Raw genomic sequence first — 19254 nt, 5'->3', positions numbered from 1 at the left:
AGGAGGTAGCCATGGCATCTCTCAACCCGGTCGATTACGGCACGCCCAAGCGCACGTCGGACACGCAGATTACGCTCGAGATCGATGGCCAGTCGGTAACCGTGCCGGAAGGTACGTCGGTCATGCGTGCGGCAATGGAGTCCGGCATCGACGTGCCCAAGCTGTGTGCTTCCGACATGCTCGAGCCGTTCGGCTCCTGTCGGCTGTGTCTGGTCGAGATCGAGGGCCGCAAGGGTTATCCGGCCTCGTGCACGACGGAAGTCTCGGAAGGCATGCAGGTCAGCACCCAGACCGACAAGCTCAACCAGCTGCGGCGCGGCGTGGTCGAACTGTATCTGTCCGATCACCCGGGCGAGAGCCTGACGCCGGACGGCAACGGGGACGACGAGCTGCTCGAACTCGCCGACAAGCTCGATCTGACCGAGGTTCGTTACAACAAGGGCCGCAATCACCAGATGGCGGCGGTGGACGACTCGAACCCGTATTTCGATTTCGACGCCTCGCGCTGCATCGTCTGCTCGCGCTGCGTACGTGCCTGCAACGAGGTACAGGGCACCTTCGCGTTGACCGTGGACGGCCGCGGCTTCGCGTCGATGATCAGTGCCGGTACCGACGACGACACCTTCCTCGATTCCGAATGCGTCTCCTGTGGCGCCTGCGTACAGGCCTGCCCGACCGAGGCGCTGATCGAAAAGGACGTGGTCGAGAAGGGCATGCCGGAGCGCTCGGTGACCACCACCTGTGCCTATTGCGGCGTGGGTTGCTCGTTCAATGCCGAGCTCAAGGGCGACGACGTTATCCGCATGGTGCCGGCCAAGGAAGGCAAGGCGAACCAGGGCCATTCCTGTGTGAAGGGCCGTTTCGCCTGGGGTTATACCAACCATCCGGATCGCATCACCAAGCCCATGGTGCGCGACAAGATCACCGATCCCTGGCGCGAAGTCAGCTGGGAGGAGGCGATCCAGTTCTCGGTCGACAAGATCAACGCCATCCGCAACGAATACGGCAGCGGCGCGCTGGGCGCGATCACCTCGTCGCGTTGTACCAACGAAGAGACTTTCCTTGTTCAGAAGCTGGCGCGGGCGGTGTTCAATACCAACAACGTCGATACCTGTGCCCGTGTGTGTCATTCGCCGACCGGCTATGGCCTGAATTCCACCTTCGGCACCTCTGCAGGCACCCAGGATTTCGTATCCGTCGAGAAATGCGACGTGATTCTGGTGATTGGCGCCAACCCGACCGATGCGCATCCGGTATTCGCATCGCAAATGAAAAGACGCCTACGTGAAGGTGCACGGCTGATCGTCTGTGACCCGCGGGCCATTGATCTAGTGCGTTCGGCGCACGTCGAAGCCGACTACCATCTGCAGCTGCGCCCCGGCACCAACGTGGCGCTGGTCAATGCGATGGCCCATGTGGTGCTCAGCGAAGGCCTCGAGAACCGCGCCTTCGTCGAGGAACGTTGTGATCTCGACGAGTATGACGGTTGGCGCGATTTCATCCTGCAGGAGGAGAACAGCCCCGAGAACACCGAGCAATACACCGGCGTGCCGGCTTCAAGCGTTCGCGAGGCGGCGCGCCTGTATGCCACCGGCGGCAACGGGGCGATCTATTACGGCCTCGGCGTGACCGAACACAGCCAAGGCTCGACCATGGTGATGGGCATGGCCAATCTCGCCATGGCCACCGGCAACATCGGCCGGCCGGGCATGGGCGTGAACCCGCTGCGCGGCCAGAACAATGTCCAGGGCTCCTGCGACATGGGCTCGTTCCCGCACGAGCTGCCGGGTTATCGCCATGTCTCCGACAAGAGCGTGCGCGACATCTTCGAGAAGGAATGGGGCGTGACCATCGATCAGGAGCCGGGGCTACGCATCCCGAATATGATCGACGCGGCCACTGCTGGCACTTTCAAGGGTCTGTATGTGCAGGGCGAGGATATTCTCCAGTCCGACCCGAACATCAAGCATATTGCCGCGGGCCTGGCGGCCATGGACTGCGTGATCATTCAGGACATCTTCCTGAACGAGACCGCCAGCTATGCGCATGTCTTCCTGCCGGGTTCGACCTTCCTCGAGAAGGACGGCACCTTCACCAACGCCGAGCGGCGTATCAACCGGGTGCGCAAGATCCAGACGTCGCCGGCCGGCTATGCCGACTGGGAGATCACCCAGATGCTGGCGCAGGCGCTCGGCTACAACATGAACTACAGCCATCCGTCCGAGATCATGGACGAGATCGCGCGCACCACGCCGACCTTCAAGGGCGTGAACTTCGACAAGATCGATGCGCTGGGCAGCGTGCAGTGGCCCTGTAACGACGAGAATCCGGAAGGCACCCCGGTGATGCACGTGGACAATTTCGTGCGCGGCAAGGGCAAGTTCATGCTCACGCCGTTCGTGCCGACCGAGGAGCGCGCCAACCGCAAGTTCCCGTTGCTGCTTACCACCGGTCGTATCCTGTCGCAGTACAACGTCGGCGCGCAGACGCGGCGCACGGCCAACCGCCTGTGGCACGCCGAGGACTGGCTGGAAGTCCATCCCTCGGACGCCGAGATGCGCGGCATCAAGGACGGCACGCTGGTCGCCGTGGCTTCACGCATGGGCGAGACCACGCTGCGAGCCAAGGTCAGCGAGCGCATGACGCCGGGCGTGGTCTATACCACCTTCCATTTCCCGGAAACCGCCGCGAACGTGGTCACGACCGAGTTCTCCGACTGGGCGACCGAGTGCCCGGAATACAAGGTCACTGCAGTCGAAGTCCGGCCCTGCAACACCATGAGTGAGTGGCAGAAGCGCTATATCGATACGCGCGAGAAGCAGCAGCAGATCGAAGGCGATCAGCCGGTGCGTGATCCGGATACGGTCGCCGCCGGCTTCGACGCGGGCGACAACGAATGGGAGCCGGCCGAGTGAGCCGGCGTCCCGTCGAGCCGCCGATGAGCCGCGGCGGCGACGCGCGCCGGGCCATCCGAGGAGATGAGTAATGGATACCGACAAGATGGTGCGCCAGGCGAACCAGATCGCGCAGTACTTCAAGGTCTATCCGCGGGCGCGCGCCGAGGAAGGCGTGCGCGGGCATATCCGCAAATTCTGGGAGCCGCGCATGCGCGCCCAGTTGATCGAGTATCACGATAACGGCGGCGAAGGACTCCACCCGCTGGTGAGCACTGCCGTAGTTGCGATCAAGGCCGAGACGCAGAGTACAGTCTAGGCTGGGGTCTGCGGGCTGGCGTCGAGCGGAAAGAAGCGACTGTTACGGCAGGTCTCGAAAAGCGCTGCGACCAGCGGCGACAGCGGATCGCGTTCGAGCGTGACCAGGCCGACCCGATGGGACGGCTCGAGGTCGTCCAACGCGATCGTGGCGATGCTCGTGTCCGACGCCAGCAACTCGCCGAAATATTCGGGCAGGATGCTGCTCAGGCCGGCGTACTTGATGTGCGCCCAGAGATTCACGATCGAATCGGTCTCGATCGGCGTCACCGGCGTCTGCCCGACCCGTTCGAAGGCATGATCGATGATGCGTCGATTCTGCATGTTGGGCGTGAGCAGGCAGAGCGGTTCGGTCGCAGCCTCGCGCCACGTCACCGCCTTGCGATGTGCCCAGGGATGGTCGCGCGGCACGAATAGCCGGTAACGCTCGCCGTAGAGATCGAACGTTGTCATGTGGCGGACGGGTTCGTTATCCAGATAGGTGATGCCCGCGTCGAGCTGGAAATCCTGTATCTCGCGCAGGATTTCGTCAGAGGTGCGTGAATACACCGCAAAGCGCACATCGGGATAGTGCTGGCGCATCGTGCGGGTGAGCGCCACGACCATCGGCAGGGCGGAGGGCACGACGCCGAGCGCCACGCGGCCCGACAGGCCGCCCTTGAGCGCCGTCAGCTCCTCTTCCATGGCCGAGCAGTCGCGCAGGATGGCCTGGGCCCACTGCAGCACGCGACTGCCTTCCGGCGTCAGGTCGTGGTAGCGCTGGCCGCGCTCGACGATCGGCACACCGAGTTCTTGTTCCAGCTGGCGTATTCGCCCCGAAAGGGTCGGCTGGGTGACATTGCAGCGTTCTGCTGCGCGCGTGAAGTGGCGTTCTTCGGCCAGCGCGACCAGATAATGCAGCTGTTTTATGTCCATGCTTGCCTCTCGAAAAGCCACGTAGACGCGGCATGCGGCGCTGGCGTCATCATACGTTCACTGACATGAGAAAACCTGATCGTCCGGCGGTTGACATTCGAGGTCCGATTCTCAACAATGCGCGGCTTGTTCGTGGAGGGATACCCAAGCGGTCAAAGGGAACAGACTGTAAATCTGTCGGCTCAGCCTTCGGAGGTTCGAATCCTCCTCCCTCCACCACTAAACAGATTGCGCGAGCCAGCGCGACGAAGATGCACAGCAATACGGGTCGATCTGGCCTGCTGTTGTCGACTTTCGAGCACTGGTTCGGGCGGCCAGCCGACAGGGCAATCGTTTGCGATGTCTGTCGGTTTGCAAGGCCGGCCGGGATTCGCGAAGGTTGGCAGGTTGGCGGTGCGGGCGTAGTTCAATGGTAGAACCTCAGCCTTCCAAGCTGATGATGCCGGTTCGATCCCGGTCGCCCGCTCCAGTTTCGGTCTACCGCGGCCGAAGCAGACAAGGTTTTCTGGCCCATGTAGCTCAGCGGTAGAGCACTTCCTTGGTAAGGAAGAGGTCACCGGTTCAAGTCCGGTCATGGGCTCCAGTATAGGCCGGCGATGCGTGGGCGTGGCCGGCGTGTCGGCGCGCGACACTCAAGCAGTGGCGCGGCGATTGACGGTTGAACTCACGGCAACAACGACGAAAGGCGAGCAATGTCCAAATCAAAATTCGAGCGTAACAAGCCGCACGTAAACGTCGGCACGATTGGTCACGTGGACCATGGCAAGACCACGTTGACGGCGGCGCTGACGGTGGTGTCGAACCGTTTGTTCGGCAGTCAGCTGTCGGCGTTTGACATGATCGACAAGGCGCCTGTAGGGTTACCTTTTTTCGCAAGAGAAGGCCCGTGGCATCACGATTTCGACCTCGCACGTCGAGTACGAGTCGGAAGCGCGCCACTACGCCCACGTCGACTGCCCGGGTCACGCGGACTACGTCAAGAACATGATCACCGGTGCCGCCCAGATGGACGGTGCGATCCTGGTCGTGTCGGCTGCAGACGGTCCCATGCCGCAGACCCGTGAGCACATCCTGCTCTCGCGTCAGGTCGGCGTGCCGCACATCGTCGTGTATCTCAACAAGGCCGACATGGTCGACGACGAAGAGCTGCTCGAGCTCGTCGAAATGGAAGTGCGCGAGCTGCTCGACGCCTACGATTTCCCGGGCGACGACACGCCGGTCGTCATCGGCTCCGCGCTCAAGGCGCTGGACGGCGACGAAGGCGAGCACGGCATCGAATCGATTGCCAAGCTGGTCCGTGCGATGGACGACTTCATCCCCGAGCCGGAACGCGCCGTGGACGGCGCCTTCCTGATGCCGGTGGAAGACGTGTTCTCCATCTCCGGTCGCGGCACCGTCGCCACCGGTCGTGTGGAGCGTGGCATCGTCAATGTCGGTGACGACATCGAGATCGTCGGCATCACCGCCACCGCCAAGACCACGGTCACCGGCGTGGAAATGTTCCGTCGCCTGCTCGACCAGGGTCAGGCTGGTGACAACGTCGGCGTGCTGCTGCGCGGCACCAAGCGTGAAGACATCCAGCGTGGTCAGGTTCTGGCCAAGCCGGGTTCGATCACGCCGCACACCAAGTTCGAATGCGAAGTGTACGTGCTGAAGAAAGAAGAAGGCGGTCGTCATACGCCGTTCTTCAAGGGCTACCGCCCGCAGTTCTACTTCCGCACCACGGACGTCACGGGCGCCTGTGAGCTGCCGGCGGACACCGAGATGGTGATGCCGGGCGACAACGTCACGATGAACGTGGAGCTGATCCATCCGATCGCGATGGAAGAAGGCCTGCGCTTCGCCATTCGTGAAGGCGGCCGCACCGTGGGTGCCGGCGTCGTGACCAAGATTACGGAATAGTGGAGTAGCACGATTCGCGGCATGCGGCCGGTCATCGAGAGGTGGCTGGTGGCATGTCGCTTTCGTGTCTCTATGCCGCGAGTGTGGCGGGGCAGTTGCCAAACGTGGAAACTGTGATAACATCCGCCGTCTTTTTCGCGGGCAATGAGTTTACGCGCATAGGCCAGTAGCTCAATTGGCAGAGCAGCGGTCTCCAAAACCGCAGGTTGGGGGTTCGAGTCCCTCCTGGCCTGCCACGTAAATTCCATTACCCACTTTCTTTCTGGTCGAGTCGTCGATGGCAACCCAAGAAAAACGTACGAGCTCCCTGCTCGACACCGCGCTGCTATGGCTTGCCATAGGCGTGCTGTTGGCGAGCATGGTCGGCTACTACTATTTCACGGCGCATACCGATCTCGTACGCGTGCTCGGTCTGCTCGGTGGGGCAGTGGTTGCAGTGGTTATCGCGCTGCAGACTGCAATCGGCAAGACGGCCTGGTCCTATATTCAGGGGTCGCGCACCGAGTTGCGCCGCATGGTCTGGCCCACGCGGCGTGAGACCGTGCAGACCACGCTGATGGTGGTCGTCGTGGTGCTCATCCTGGCCATCTTCATCTGGGCTCTGGATATCGTGCTCGCCTGGGCTGTTCAACTTCTGACTGGCCGATAGGCGCAAGGCGAATTCTTATGGCCAAGCATTGGTATGTGGTTCATGCCTTCTCGCAATACGAGAAGAAGGTGCGCGATTCTCTCAAGGAATACGCTGCACGCCACGGCATGGAAGATTATTTCGGTGACATTCTTGTGCCGACCGAAGAAGTGGTCGAGATCAAGGATGGTCAGCGTCGCACCACCGAGCGCAAGTTCTTTCCCGGTTATGTGCTAGTGCACATGGAAATGAACGACGACACCTGGCATCTCGTCAAGAGTGTTCCTCGTGTACTCGGTTTTATCGGCGGCACCGCTGATCGGCCTGCGCCGATCACCGACGCCGAAGCAGACCAGATCCTCAATCGCGTCGAGGAGTCCGTCGAGAAGCCGCGTCCCAAGACGGTTTTCGAGCCGGGTCAGGAAGTGCGCGTCATCGACGGCCCGTTCGCCGATTTCAATGGCGTGGTCGAGGAAGTCAATTACGACAAGAACCGTCTGCGCGTGGCGGTCACGATCTTCGGGCGTTCGACCCCCGTGGATCTCGAGTTTGACCAGGTCGAAAAGAGCTGATTCGCCGCGGCGCAGCTGCGCCGCATTCGTTGTCACAGGGAGCCCGGGTCAGGCCCGCGGCGCATGAACCTGAAGGAGTAGTTCAATGGCCAAGAAGATTGCAGGCTATATCAAGCTGCAGATCCCGGCCGGCAAGGCCAATCCGAGTCCCCCCGTGGGCCCGGCTTTGGGTCAGCACGGCGTTAACATCATGGAGTTCTGCAAGGCGTTCAACGCCGAAACGCAGGACATGGAGCCCGGTCTGCCGACGCCCGTGGTCATCACGGTGTTCTCGGATCGCAGCTTCTCGTTCGTCAAGAAGACGCCGCCGGCTTCGATTCTGCTGAAGAAGGCTGCCAAGATTTCCAGCGGTGCCGCCGATCCGCTGCGCGAGAAAGTGGGTGTGGTCACCCGTGCGCAGGTCGAAGAGATCGCCGAGACCAAGTGGGCCGATCTCAACGCGGCCGACATGGACGCTGCGGTTCGCATCATTGCAGGCAGTGCCCGTTCCATGGGCATCAAGGTGGAGGGCTAAGTCATGGCGAAGATTTCCAAGCGCAAGGCAGCCATCCGCGATCAGATCGATCCGATCAAGGTCTACCCGGTCGACGAGGCGCTCGAGCTGCTCAAGAAGCTGGCCAGTGCAAAGTTCACCGAGTCGGTCGAAGTGTCGGTCAACCTGGGCGTGAACGCGCGCAAGTCCGATCAGAACGTTCGTGGCTCGACCGTGATGCCGCACGGCACCGGCAAGAGTGTTCGTGTGGCCGTGTTCACCCAGGGTGACAACGCCGAAAAGGCCAAGGCCGCCGGCGCCGACGTTGTCGGTCTCGAAGATCTGGCCGAACAGGTCCAGGCTGGCGAGATCAACTTCGACATGGTCGTTGCCACGCCGGACGCGATGCCGGTTGTGGGTCGTCTGGGTCAGATTCTGGGTCCGAAGGGCCTGATGCCGAACCCGAAGACGGGTACGGTCACGGCCGATGTCGAGACCGCAGTGCAGAACGCCAAGGCGGGTCAGGTGCAGTACCGCACCGACAAGGCCGGCATCATTCATTGCGCCATCGGCAAGGTGGATTTCGACAACAACGCGCTCAAGGAAAACCTTGCCGCGCTGATGTCGGATCTGCGCAAGGCCAAGCCGGCCAATGCCAAGGGCGTTTATTTCAAGAAGGTTTCGCTGTCCACCACGATGGGTCCCGGTCTTGCCGTGGACGCGTCCGGCGCGGCAGCGTAAGTGACGTGGGTTGTCCGGCGGTCTAGCCGTCGGGCGCCGACGCCGTAGTTCTTTGTAGCGTAGCCCGCTCTTCGGTGGCTGCGTTGTCAAAGACCGTTAGGCGAGCCGAAGGAGTCGGTTCTTAAAGGCGACGACGCCAGCCTACGTAGATGACGTATGTCGTATGCGCCGAAAGGTTGCGCGGCAGTCGTCGACGGGCATGTCTTCGGATGTGCTCGATCAATCATCCGGCGACATGTGTCGTCGGTTTGCTCAAGGAGTGATGACTATGGCCATGAGTTTTCAAGCCAAGCAGGCCATGGTGGCAGAAGTCAGCGACGTGGCGACGCGCGCCCATTCCGCAGTGCTTGCGGAATATCGCGGTCTCACGGCTGGCCAGATGGATACCCTTCGCGTGAATGCCCGTCAGGGTGGTGCGTACTTGAAGGTGATCAAGAACAATCTGGCCAAGCTGGCGCTGAAGGGCACCGAATACGAATGCATGACTGATGCGTTCGTCGGTCCGGTGATCCTGGGTTTCTCCATGGAGGATCCGGGTTCCGCCGCGCGCGTTGTCAGCGATTTTCGCAAGAGCAACGATGCCCTGAAGGTGACGGCGATCTCGTTCAACGGGCAGTTGCTGCCTGGCGAACAGCTCGATCGCTTGGCCAAGCTGCCGACCCGTGACGAGGCCTTGTCCCAGCTGATGCGTGCCATGACTGGCCCGGTCGAGAAGCTGGCACGAGTCACGCGCGAGCCGGTTGCCCAGCTCTCCCGCACCGTGGCTGCAGTCCGCGATCAAAAGCAGGCTGCTTGAATCAATTGAATCGGGTCAAACGACCCCAAACGTATTAGGAGCACATAATGGCTGCTACGAAGGAAGAAGTACTCGAAGCGATCTCCGAAATGTCCGTGATGGACGTGGTCGAGCTCGTCGAAATGATGGAAGAGAAGTTCGGCGTTTCCGCCGCGGCACCGGTTGCGATGGCCGCGCCGGGCGGTGGTGGCGAAGCTGCTGCTGCCGAAGAGCAGACCGAGTTTGATGTGGTTCTCGCCAGCTTTGGCGACAACAAGGTCGGCGCCATTAAGGCCGTCCGTGCCATCACCGGCCTGGGTCTGAAGGAAGCCAAGGAAATGGTGGAATCCGCCCCGGCGACGCTGAAGGAAGGCGTCGAGAAGGCAGAAGCCGAAGAAATGAAGACCAAGCTTGAAGAAGCCGGCGCCAAGGTCGAGCTTAAGTAAAGCAGGACGCGTCAAAGGAATTGTTCGACACGATAATTTGACGCTTTTGCGGAAATGGCTGGTAGCGGCAACGCTGCCGGCCTTTTCCCGTTGTCCCCGACCGACACGCGCGCGCTATACCGGCCACGAAGCACTCACGGTTTCGTGGCAAGTCCAACCAGAGGGTTGAGTGACATGGCCTACTCGTTTACCGAGAAAAAACGCATCCGCAAGGATTTTGCGAAACAGCCTTCAGTGCTGGAGATGCCGTTCCTGCTGGCGACCCAGCTGGACTCGTATCGGCAGTTCCTGCAAAAGGATCTCGATCCTGAAAAGCGTGCGGGCATGGGTCTGCATGCCGCGTTCTCGTCGGTGTTCCCGATGGCGAGCCATTCGGGCAGCGCCGCCCTGGAATACGTCAGCTACCGTCTCGGTCAGCCCGTGTTCGACGAGAAAGAGTGCCGTGTTCGCGGCATGATCTATTCCGCGCCGCTGCGGGTGACCGTGCGCCTTATCATCTACGACAAAGACAGCAAGGCCAACCCGAAGCCGGTCAAGGACATCAAGGAGCAGGAAGTCTACATGGGCGAATTGCCGCTCATGACGGACACCGGCACCTTCATCATCAACGGTACCGAGCGGGTCATCGTGAACCAGCTCCACCGTAGTCCGGGCGTGTTCTTCGACCACGATCGTGGCAAGACGCATTCGTCTGGCAAGTTTCTGTATTCCGCGCGCGTGATTCCGTACCGCGGTTCGTGGCTCGATTTCGAGTTCGATCCGAAGGACAACGTGTACGTGCGCATCGACCGTCGTCGCAAGCTGCCGGCCACCGTGCTGCTGCGCGCGCTGGGCTACGACACCGAGCAAGTCCTGGAGATCTTCCACGAGACCAACATGTTCCACCTGTCCGAGCAGGGCGTGGAGATGGAGCTGGTGCCGGAGCGTCTGCGCGGCGAAACGGCGACGTTCGACATCAAGGCCGGCGACGAAGTCATCGTCGAAGAAGGTCGTCGCATCACCGTGCGTCATATCCGCAAGCTCGAGGAGGCCGGCATCGACCGTCTCGAGGTGCCGGAAAGCTATCTGATCGGCAAGGTGCTGGCGCGCGGCATCATCGATACCGACACCGGTGAAGAGTTGGCGCCGGCGAACACCGAGCTCACTGAGGAGCTGGTCGACGCCCTGCGCATGGCGGGCATCAATGATGTTCCGACGCTCTACATCAACGATCTGGATCACGGTCCGTACATCTCGAACACGCTGATGGTCGATCCCAGCAGCACTCAGCTCGAGGCGCTGGTCGAGATCTATCGCATGATGCGTCCCGGCGAGCCGCCGACCAAGGACGCCGCCGAGAACCTGTTCGCCAACCTGTTCTTCAACGAAGATCGCTACGATCTGTCGGCCGTCGGTCGCATGAAGTTCAACCGCCGCCTGGGTCGCGAAGACGCGACCGGCGAATCGGTTCTGTCCAATGACGACATCATCGATGTCCTGCGCGAGCTGGTCTCCATCCGTAACGGCATCGGCCAGACCGACGATATCGATCACTTGGGCAACCGTCGTGTACGCAGTGTCGGTGAGATGGCCGAGAACGCGTTCCGTACTGGTCTGGTCCGTGTAGAGCGCGCGGTGCGCGAACGTCTATCGATCGCCGAGTCCGAAGGCCTTATGCCGCAGGACCTGATCAACGCCAAGCCCGTTGCCGCCGCGGTCAAGGAATTCTTCGGCTCCTCGCAGCTGTCGCAGTTCATGGACCAGAACAACCCGCTGTCGGAAGTCACGCATAAGCGTCGTGTCTCCGCTCTCGGCCCGGGTGGTCTGACCCGTGAGCGTGCCGGCTTCGAAGTCCGTGACGTGCATCCGACCCATTACGGTCGTATCTGCCCGATCGAGACGCCGGAAGGCCCGAACATTGGTCTGATCAACTCGCTGTCGGTTTATTCCCGCACCAACGACTACGGCTTTCTCGAGACGCCGTATCGCAAGGTCGAGGATGGCCGCGCAACGGAAGAAGTCGAGTATCTGTCGGCGATCGAGGAAGGCCGTTACGTCATCGCGCAGGCCAACGCCCGCGTGGATGAAAAGGGCGATCTGGTCGACGAACTGGTCTCCTGCCGTCACCAGAACGAGTTCACCATGGCCTCGCCGGATCGCGTCCAGTACATGGACGTGTCGCCGAAGCAGATCCTGTCGGTCGCCGCGTCGCTGGTGCCCTTTATTGAGCACGACGACGCCAACCGTGCGCTGATGGGTTCGAACATGCAGCGCCAGGCCGTGCCCTGCCTGCGCGCCGACAAGCCGCTGGTGGGTACCGGTATCGAACGCAAGGTCGCGATCGACTCCGGCAACGCCGTGACCGCCCGTCGCGGTGGTGTGGTCGACAAGGTCGACGCATCGCGTGTCGTGGTACGTGTCTACGACAGCGAGACCTCGGCCGACGAAGCCGGCGTCGATATCTACAACATGGTCAAGTACACGCGTTCGAACCAGAACACGTGCTTGAACCAGAAGCCGCTGGTCAAGCCGGGCGATCGGATCGAGCGGGGCGACGTGCTGGCCGACGGCCCGTCGACCGACATGGGTGAGTTGGCCTTGGGTCAGAACCTGCTCGTGGCGTTCATGCCGTGGCATGGCTACAACTTCGAGGACTCCATCCTCATCTCGGAGCGCGTGGTCGAAGAAGACCGCTTCACCTCGGTGCATATCGAGGAGATGACTTGCGTTGCGCGTGAGACCAAGCTCGGGCCGGAGGAGATCACGTCGGATATCCCGAACGTGAACGAATCCGCGCTGCAGAAGCTGGACGAGTCTGGCATCGCCTATATCGGCGCCGAAGTGAAGTCCGGCGACATCCTGGTCGGCAAGGTGACGCCGAAGGGCGAAACCCAGCTGACTCCGGAGGAAAAGCTCCTACGGGCCATCTTTGGCGAGAAGGCATCCGATGTGAAGGATTCTTCGCAGCGCGTGCCGCCGGGCATGGACGGCACCGTGATCGACGTGCGCGTGTTCACGCGTGACGGCGTCGAGAAGGATGCCCGTGCCCTGTCGATCGAAGAAGACGAGCTGGCCGAAGTCCGAAAGGACCTGAACGACCAGCAGCGTATCTTCGAGGACGATCTGTTCGATCGTCTGCGTTCCATGCTGCTGGGCAAGGTCGCCGATGGCGGTCCGAACAAGCTCAAGGCCGACGCCAAGATCACCGCGAGCTATCTCGACGGGCTGGATCGTGGCAAGTGGTTCGATATCCGCCTGCAGAGCGAAGAAATGCAGTCGCAGCTCGAATCCGTCGCCCAGCGTCTGAAGGATCAGAAAGCCGACTTCGAGCGCCGCTTCACCTCCAAGAAGGAGAAGATTACCCAGGGCGACGAGCTCGCTCCGGGCGTGCTCAAGATGGTCAAGGTCTACCTGGCCGTTAAGCGTCACGTGCAGCCGGGCGACAAGATGGCCGGCCGCCATGGCAACAAGGGCGTGATCTCGCAGATCGTGCCGGTCGAGGACATGCCGTATCTGGAAGACGGCACGCCGGCCGACATCGTGCTCAACCCGCTGGGCGTGCCGTCGCGCATGAACATCGGTCAGGTGCTGGAAACGCATCTGGGCTGGGCCGCACGCGGCATTGGTCTGCGCGTTGGCGAGATGCTTGAGCAGCAGCAGGCCGTGGGCGAGGTTCGTGAATTCCTGAAGAAGGCCTACTTCACCGAAGGCGGCACCCAGGAAGACATCGATAGCCTCACCGACGAAGAGATGATGACAATGGCCGGCAATCTCGTGGGCGGCATGCCGACCGCGACGCCGGTGTTCGACGGCGCCGATGAAGACGAGATTCGTCGACTGCTCAAGCTGGGCGGCCTGCCGGAATCGGGTCAATCGACGCTCATCGACGGGCGTACCGGCGAGACGTTCTCGCGCCCGGTCACGGTCGGTTACATGTACATGCTCAAGCTCAACCATCTGGTTGATGACAAGATGCATGCGCGTTCCACCGGTCCGTACTCGCTCGTCACCCAGCAGCCGCTGGGCGGCAAGGCGCAGTTCGGCGGCCAGCGCTTCGGCGAAATGGAAGTCTGGGCGCTGCAGGCCTACGGTGCGGCCTACACGCTGCAGGAGATGCTCACGGTCAAGTCCGACGACGTGACCGGGCGTACCCGCATGTACAAGAACATCGTCGATGGCGATCACCAGATGCATGCCGGCATGCCGGAGTCGTTCAACGTATTGACCAAGGAAATTCGTTCCCTTGGCCTGAATATCGAACTCGAGGAAGACGATTAGTGACGGGTAGCGGCGGCCCGGTTATCCGGGCCGCTCGCGACGGTTGCCCATCGTCGTGTGACGTGTCGATGCCCCTCACGATCCGGAGTAGGACATGAAAGATCTGCTGAATCTGTTCAAGAGCCAGGACGACGTCGAAGAGTTCGACGCCATCAGAATCGGCCTTGCGTCGCCGGAAACGATCCGTTCGTGGTCGTTCGGTGAAGTCAAGAAGCCGGAAACCATCAACTACCGCACCTTCAAGCCGGAGCGGGACGGCCTGTTCTGTGCCCGGATCTTCGGGCCGGTCAAGGATTACGAGTGCCTGTGCGGCAAGTACAAGCGCATGAAGCACCGTGGTGTGATCTGCGAGAAGTGTGGCGTTGAGGTCACCCAGACCAAGGTTCGCCGTGAGCGCATGGGTCATATCGACCTGGCCTCGCCGGTCGCCCATATCTGGTTCCTCAAGAGCCTGCCGTCGCGTATCGGTCTGCTGCTCGACATGCCGCTGCGTGCGATCGAGCGCGTGCTGTATTTCGAAGCCTATGTGGTCACCGATCCGGGCATGACCCCGCTTGAGCCGTATTCGCTGCTCACCGAAGAGGAATACCTCGACACGGTCGAGCAGTACGGCGACGAGTTCGCGGCCAAGATGGGTGCGGAAGCCGTGCTCGATATTCTTCGCAACATGGACATGGCTGCCGAAGCGCAGCGCATGCGCGAAGAGCTGTCGGCCACCGGTTCTGCCACCAAAATCAAACGTCTCGGCAAGCGCCTGAAGCTGCTGGAGTACTTCCAGCAGTCGGGCAACAAGGCCGAGTGGATGATCATGCGCGTACTGCCGGTGCTGCCGCCGGATCTGCGTCCGCTGGTGCCGCTGGACGGCGGCCGTTTCGCGACGTCGGATCTAAACGATCTGTATCGCCGCGTGATCAACCGCAACAACCGTCTGCGTCGCCTGCTGGAGCTCAATGCCCCGGACATCATCGTGCGCAACGAAAAGCGCATGCTTCAGGAGTCCGTGGATGCGCTGATCGACAACGGCCGTCGCGGTCGTGCGATTACCGGTTCCAACCGTCGTCCGCTCAAGTCGCTCGCCGACATGATCAAGGGCAAGCAGGGCCGCTTCCGTCAGAACCTGCTCGGCAAGCGTGTCGACTACTCCGGCCGCTCGGTCATCGTGGTCGGCCCGACGCTGAAGCTTCACCAGTGCGGTCTGCCCAAGAAGATGGCGCTGGAACTGTTCAAGCCGTTCATCTATTCCCGCCTGCAGCGTCTGGAGCTGGCCTCCACGATCAAGGCGGCCAAGAAGATGGTCGAGCGCGAAGAGCCGGAAGTCTGGGACATGCTCGAGGAGGTCATCCGCGAGCACCCGGTCATGCTCAACCGCGCGCCGACCCTGCATCGTCTGGGCATTCAGGCGTTCGAGCCGGTCCTCATTGAAGGCAAGGCCGTCCAGCTGCATCCGTTGGTTTGTACCGCCTTCAACGCCGACTTCGACGGCGACCAGATGGCCGTACACGTGCCGCTGTCCATCGAAGCGCAGCTCGAAGCGCGCGTGCTGATGATGGCGTCGAACAACATCCTGTCGCCGGCATCGGGTGCGCCGATCATCGTGCCGACCCAGGACGTCGTGCTCGGTCTGTACTGGATGACGCGTTCGCGTGTGAACTCGCTGGGCGAGGGCATGACCTTCTCTGACGTGAGCGAGGTCTATCGCGCCTATGACGCGCAGATGGTCGACCTGCAGGCGCACGTCAAGGTTCGCATCAACGATGTGGACGTGGACGAGGACAACAATCAGACGCCGGTCACCCGCATCGTAGAAACCACGGTCGGTCGTGCGCTGCTGTCCGAAATCCTCCCGCAGGGTCTGCCGTTCAAGCTGATCAACCGCGAGCTGGACAAGAAGGCCGTCGGCGACGTCATCAACTCGAGCTACCGCGACGTGGGTCTCAAAGAGACCGTCGTGTTTGCCGACCAATTGATGTACACCGGTTTCCGGATGTCCACCAAGGCCGGTATTTCCATTGCCGTCGGCGACATGGAAGTGCCTGCCGAGAAGGCCACCGTGCTGGCGCGCGCCGAGGACGAGGTCAAGGAGATCGAGGAGCAGTACACCTCCGGTCTCGTGACCCAGGGCGAGCGCTACAACAAGGTCATCGACATCTGGTCGCGTGCCAACGAGCAGATCGCCTCGGCGATGATGGACAAGCTCGGCACCGACGAAGTCGTGGACGGCGAGGGCAACCCGGTCGACCAGACCTCGTTCAACTCGATCTTCATGATGGCCGATTCCGGCGCGCGTGGTAGCGCGGCGCAGATTCGTCAGTTGGCGGGCATGCGTGGCCTGATGGCCAAGCCGGACGGCTCGATCATCGAAACCCCCATTACCGCTAACTTCCGTGAAGGTCTGAACGTACTCCAGTACTTCATCTCCACGCATGGTGCGCGTAAGGGTCTGGCCGATACCGCGCTCAAGACCGCGAACTCGGGTTACCTGACCCGTCGTCTGGTCGACGTGTCTCAGGACGTGGTCATCACCGATCACGACTGTGGCACCGACGTGGGCGTGATGATGTACCCGATCGTCGAAGGCGGCGATGTCGTCGAGCCGCTGCGTGAGCGTGTGCTCGGTCGTGTGCTGGCCGCCGACGTCGTCGACCCGGCCACCAACCACACGTTGCTCGATGCCGGAATCCTGCTTTCCGAGAAGGAAGTGGATCTGCTCGAGAGCAATTCGATCGACGAGGTGCGGGTGCGCAGCCCGATCACCTGTGAAGCGAGCTTCGGTGTCTGTGCGCAGTGCTACGGACGCGATCTGGCTCGTGGCGAGCAGGTGTCGATCGGCGAATCGGTCGGCGTTATCGCCGCCCAGTCGATCGGTGAGCCCGGCACGCAGCTGACCATGCGTACCTTCCATGTGGGTGGTGCCGCATCCCGTGCGGTCTCGGCCGACGGTGTCGAGGTCAAGACTGACGGCACGGTCAAGCTGCACAACATCAAGACCGTGCAGCACGCCGAAGGTGGCCATCTGGTCGCCGTGTCCCGCTCCGGTGAGATCGGCGTGATGGACGAGAACTATCGCGAGAAGGAACGCTACAAGATCCCCTACGGTGCACGTCTGCACGTGGCCGACGGCGAGGAAGTCGCCGCCGGTGCCCGTCTGGCCGACTGGGATCCGCATACCCATCCGATCATCTCGGAAGTCGCCGGCAAGGTGCGTTTCGAGGAGTTCATCGAGGGTGTGACCGTCCAGCGCGAAATCGACGAAATCACCGGCGTCTCGACGCTCGTGGTGACAGAGCCGAAATCGCGTGGTTCCGCGAACAAGGATCTGCGTCCGGTCATCAAGCTGCTGGATAACGACGGTAATGAGCTGAACTTCCCGGGCACCGAGATCCCGGCGTCGTACAGTCTGCCGCCGAAGGCCATCGTGGTTGTCGAGGACGGCCAGGAAGTGGTCGTTGGTGACGTAACCGCACGTATTCCGCAGGAATCGTCGAAGACGCGTGACATCACGGGTGGTCTGCCGCGAGTGGCCGACCTGTTCGAAGCGCGCAAGCCCAAAATCCCGGCGATCCTCGCCGAGGCTGCGGGTACCATCCGCTTCGGCGAGGCGACCAAGGGCAAGCAGCGTCTCAAGATCGTGGACAGCGAAGGCTACGAGAACGAGCTGCTGATTCCCAAGTGGCGTCAGATCAACGTGTTCGAAGGCGAGCACGTCGAGAAGGGCGAAATCGTCTCCGATGGCGAGCCGATGCCGCACGACATCCTGCGCTTGCAGGGTATTCCGAAGCTGGCCGACTACCTGGTGAAGGAAATCCAGGACGTCTACCGGCTGCAGGGTGTGCGGATCAACGACAAGCACATCGAGGTGATCATTCGCCAGATGCTGCGTCGCGTCGAGATCGTCGATGCAGGCGACACCAGCTTCCTGCAGGGCGAGCAGGCCGAGTACCAGTCGGTGCTCGACGAGAATCGCCGTGTAGAGGCCAAGGGCGAGACGCCTGCGACCTTCGATCGGCTGTTGCTCGGCATCACCAAGGCGAGCCTGTCCACCGAGTCGTTCATCTCGGCGGCGTCGTTCCAGGAAACCACGCGCGTGCTCACCGAAGCCGCCGTGCGTGGCGCTCGGGACGACCTGCGCGGCCTCAAGGAGAACGTCATTGTGGGCCGTCTTATCCCGGCCGGCACGGGCCTCGCCTACCACGAGCAGCGTCGTCGTGAACGTCTCGGTCCGCTGGATCTGCAGGGCGCGCTTCCGCGTGACGAGCAGATCCCCGGCGCTGAAGACGAGACGGCCACCGAAGAGCAGGCCAACGAAGACTCGGCATAAAGCGAAAGTGCGGGCGTTTCTGCTTGACAGAGAACGCCCGCACCATTAGTATCCGCCGTCCTTTAACGGCAGCGCGACTCCGGTCGGGCTGCCTTTATATTTTTCATCGATCGAGCAGGGTGACGACGTGTCTACGGTCAACCAATTGGTCCGCAAGGGCCGCAAAGACAAGCCCCAGAAGAACGACGTGCCCGCGCTGCAGGGCTGCCCGCAGCGCCGTGGTGTTTGCACGCGTGTTTACACCACGACGCCGAAGAAGCCGAACTCCGCGCTTCGTAAGGTCGCTCGTGTTCGCTTGACCAACGGCTACGAAGTCGCCAGCTACATTGGCGGTGAAGGTCATAACCTTCAGGAGCACTCGGTTGTGCTCATTCGCGGCGGTCGTGTGAAGGATTTGCCCGGCGTGCGTTATCACACCGTTCGTGGTGCGCTCGACGCATCCGGTGTGGAAGCTCGCCGCCAAGGCCGTTCGAAGTACGGCGCCAAGAAGCCGAAGTCCTAGTCCGAACGCACTAGTTCAACGAATACCTAAAGGTTCACTATGTCCCGTCGTGCATCCGCGCCGCGCCGCGAAATCCTGCCCGATCCGCGCTATCACAGCGAGCTTCTTGCCAAGTTCATGAACATGATCATGGAAGACGGCAAGAAGTCGAAGGCCGAGGCCATCGTCTACGGTGCGCTCACCCAGATCGGTACCAAGAAAGGCACCGACGAGCCGCTCGAGATTCTCGAGGAAGCACTGGACAACATCCGTCCGGCTGTCGAGGTCAAATCCCGTCGTGTCGGTGGTGCCACCTATCAGGTGCCGGTCGAGGTTCGCGCCGTACGTCGTACGACGTTGGCCATGCGCTGGGTGATCGATGCATCGCGCAAGCGTGGCGAGCATTCCATGGCGCAGCGCCTGGCGGGTGAGCTGCTGGATGCTTCAGAGCATCGCGGCGCCGCCGTCAAGAAGCGTGAAGACACGCATCGCATGGCTGACGCCAACAAGGCGTTCTCGCACTTCCGCTGGTAAG

13 protein-coding genes, 4 tRNA genes and 1 pseudogene are annotated in these 19254 nt (G+C 61.7%); 17 read left to right on the top strand and 1 reads right to left on the bottom strand.

Going from position 1 to position 19254, the window contains the following annotated elements:
- Positions 1 to 11: 11 nt before the first annotated feature.
- Both fdhF and SADO_RS05055 read left to right on the top strand, forming a co-directional pair.
- Positions 12 to 2915, top strand: a complete 2904-nt coding sequence (fdhF, locus tag SADO_RS05060) for a formate dehydrogenase subunit alpha (protein WP_353109737.1) — start codon at positions 12 to 14, stop codon at positions 2913 to 2915.
- Positions 2916 to 2985: 70 nt separating this feature from the next.
- On the top strand, positions 2986 to 3213 hold the full coding sequence (locus SADO_RS05055) for a formate dehydrogenase subunit delta (RefSeq protein WP_353109736.1): 228 nt from the start codon (positions 2986 to 2988) through the stop codon (positions 3211 to 3213).
- Here SADO_RS05055 and SADO_RS05050 read toward each other — a convergent pair.
- Positions 3210 to 4127, bottom strand: a complete 918-nt coding sequence (locus SADO_RS05050) for a LysR family transcriptional regulator (protein ID WP_353109734.1) — start codon at positions 4125 to 4127, stop codon at positions 3210 to 3212. The genes SADO_RS05055 and SADO_RS05050 overlap by 4 nt on opposite strands.
- Positions 4128 to 4261: 134 nt before the next feature.
- On the opposite strand from SADO_RS05050, the gene SADO_RS05045 reads away from it, so the two are divergent.
- The 15 genes and pseudogenes from SADO_RS05045 to rpsG all read left to right on the top strand — a co-directional run bounded on the left by SADO_RS05045 (position 4262) and on the right by rpsG (position 19253).
- Positions 4262 to 4346: transfer RNA gene (locus SADO_RS05045), tRNA-Tyr, on the top strand.
- 176 nt (positions 4347 to 4522) lie between these two features.
- A tRNA-Gly gene (locus tag SADO_RS05040) sits at positions 4523 to 4596 on the top strand.
- A 39-nt stretch (positions 4597 to 4635) separates the two neighbouring features.
- A tRNA-Thr gene (locus SADO_RS05035) sits at positions 4636 to 4710 on the top strand.
- Positions 4711 to 4819: 109 nt separating this feature from the next.
- A pseudogene (gene tuf / locus SADO_RS05030) lies at positions 4820 to 6029 on the top strand (elongation factor Tu).
- A 160-nt stretch (positions 6030 to 6189) separates the two neighbouring features.
- A tRNA-Trp gene (locus SADO_RS05025) sits at positions 6190 to 6265 on the top strand.
- A 41-nt stretch (positions 6266 to 6306) separates the two neighbouring features.
- Positions 6307 to 6678: a preprotein translocase subunit SecE gene (gene secE, locus SADO_RS05020; protein ID WP_353109733.1), complete on the top strand. Its 372-nt coding sequence runs from the start codon at positions 6307 to 6309 to the stop codon at positions 6676 to 6678.
- A gap of 17 nt (positions 6679 to 6695) precedes the next feature.
- Positions 6696 to 7229: a transcription termination/antitermination protein NusG gene (nusG, locus tag SADO_RS05015; protein ID WP_353109731.1), complete on the top strand. Its 534-nt coding sequence runs from the start codon at positions 6696 to 6698 to the stop codon at positions 7227 to 7229.
- Between the two features lie 85 nt (positions 7230 to 7314).
- On the top strand, positions 7315 to 7743 hold the full coding sequence (gene rplK, locus SADO_RS05010; protein WP_353109730.1) for a 50S ribosomal protein L11: 429 nt from the start codon (positions 7315 to 7317) through the stop codon (positions 7741 to 7743).
- 3 nt (positions 7744 to 7746) lie between these two features.
- Positions 7747 to 8442 carry a 50S ribosomal protein L1 gene (rplA, locus tag SADO_RS05005; RefSeq protein ID WP_353109728.1) on the top strand — a complete coding sequence of 232 codons (696 nt, stop codon included), beginning with the start codon at positions 7747 to 7749 and terminating at the stop codon, positions 8440 to 8442.
- A gap of 268 nt (positions 8443 to 8710) precedes the next feature.
- A complete protein-coding gene (gene rplJ, locus SADO_RS05000; protein WP_353109726.1) occupies positions 8711 to 9238 on the top strand; it encodes a 50S ribosomal protein L10 in 528 nt (175 codons plus the stop codon).
- Between the two features lie 47 nt (positions 9239 to 9285).
- Positions 9286 to 9663 carry a 50S ribosomal protein L7/L12 gene (gene rplL / locus SADO_RS04995; protein WP_353109724.1) on the top strand — a complete coding sequence of 126 codons (378 nt, stop codon included), beginning with the start codon at positions 9286 to 9288 and terminating at the stop codon, positions 9661 to 9663.
- Between the two features lie 174 nt (positions 9664 to 9837).
- Positions 9838 to 13920 (top strand): DNA-directed RNA polymerase subunit beta, encoded by a 4083-nt coding sequence (rpoB, locus tag SADO_RS04990; RefSeq protein ID WP_353109722.1) that lies wholly within the window; start codon positions 9838 to 9840, stop codon positions 13918 to 13920.
- A gap of 94 nt (positions 13921 to 14014) precedes the next feature.
- Positions 14015 to 18238 (top strand): DNA-directed RNA polymerase subunit beta', encoded by a 4224-nt coding sequence (gene rpoC, locus SADO_RS04985; RefSeq protein ID WP_353109720.1) that lies wholly within the window; start codon positions 14015 to 14017, stop codon positions 18236 to 18238.
- Positions 18239 to 18365: 127 nt separating this feature from the next.
- Positions 18366 to 18740, top strand: coding sequence for a 30S ribosomal protein S12 (gene rpsL / locus SADO_RS04980; RefSeq protein ID WP_209060427.1), 375 nt, complete (start codon positions 18366 to 18368; stop codon positions 18738 to 18740).
- A 39-nt stretch (positions 18741 to 18779) separates the two neighbouring features.
- On the top strand, positions 18780 to 19253 hold the full coding sequence (gene rpsG / locus SADO_RS04975; protein WP_353109718.1) for a 30S ribosomal protein S7: 474 nt from the start codon (positions 18780 to 18782) through the stop codon (positions 19251 to 19253).
- The last annotated feature ends 1 nt before the right edge of the window (position 19254 follow it).

The sequence above is a fragment of the Salinisphaera dokdonensis CL-ES53 genome, from assembly GCF_040361215.1.
In the GTDB taxonomy this organism is placed as follows: Bacteria; Pseudomonadota; Gammaproteobacteria; order Nevskiales; family Salinisphaeraceae; genus Salinisphaera; species Salinisphaera dokdonensis.
Note: the sequence above shows the minus strand (reverse complement) of the source record. Positions and strands in the feature narration are given on the sequence as shown.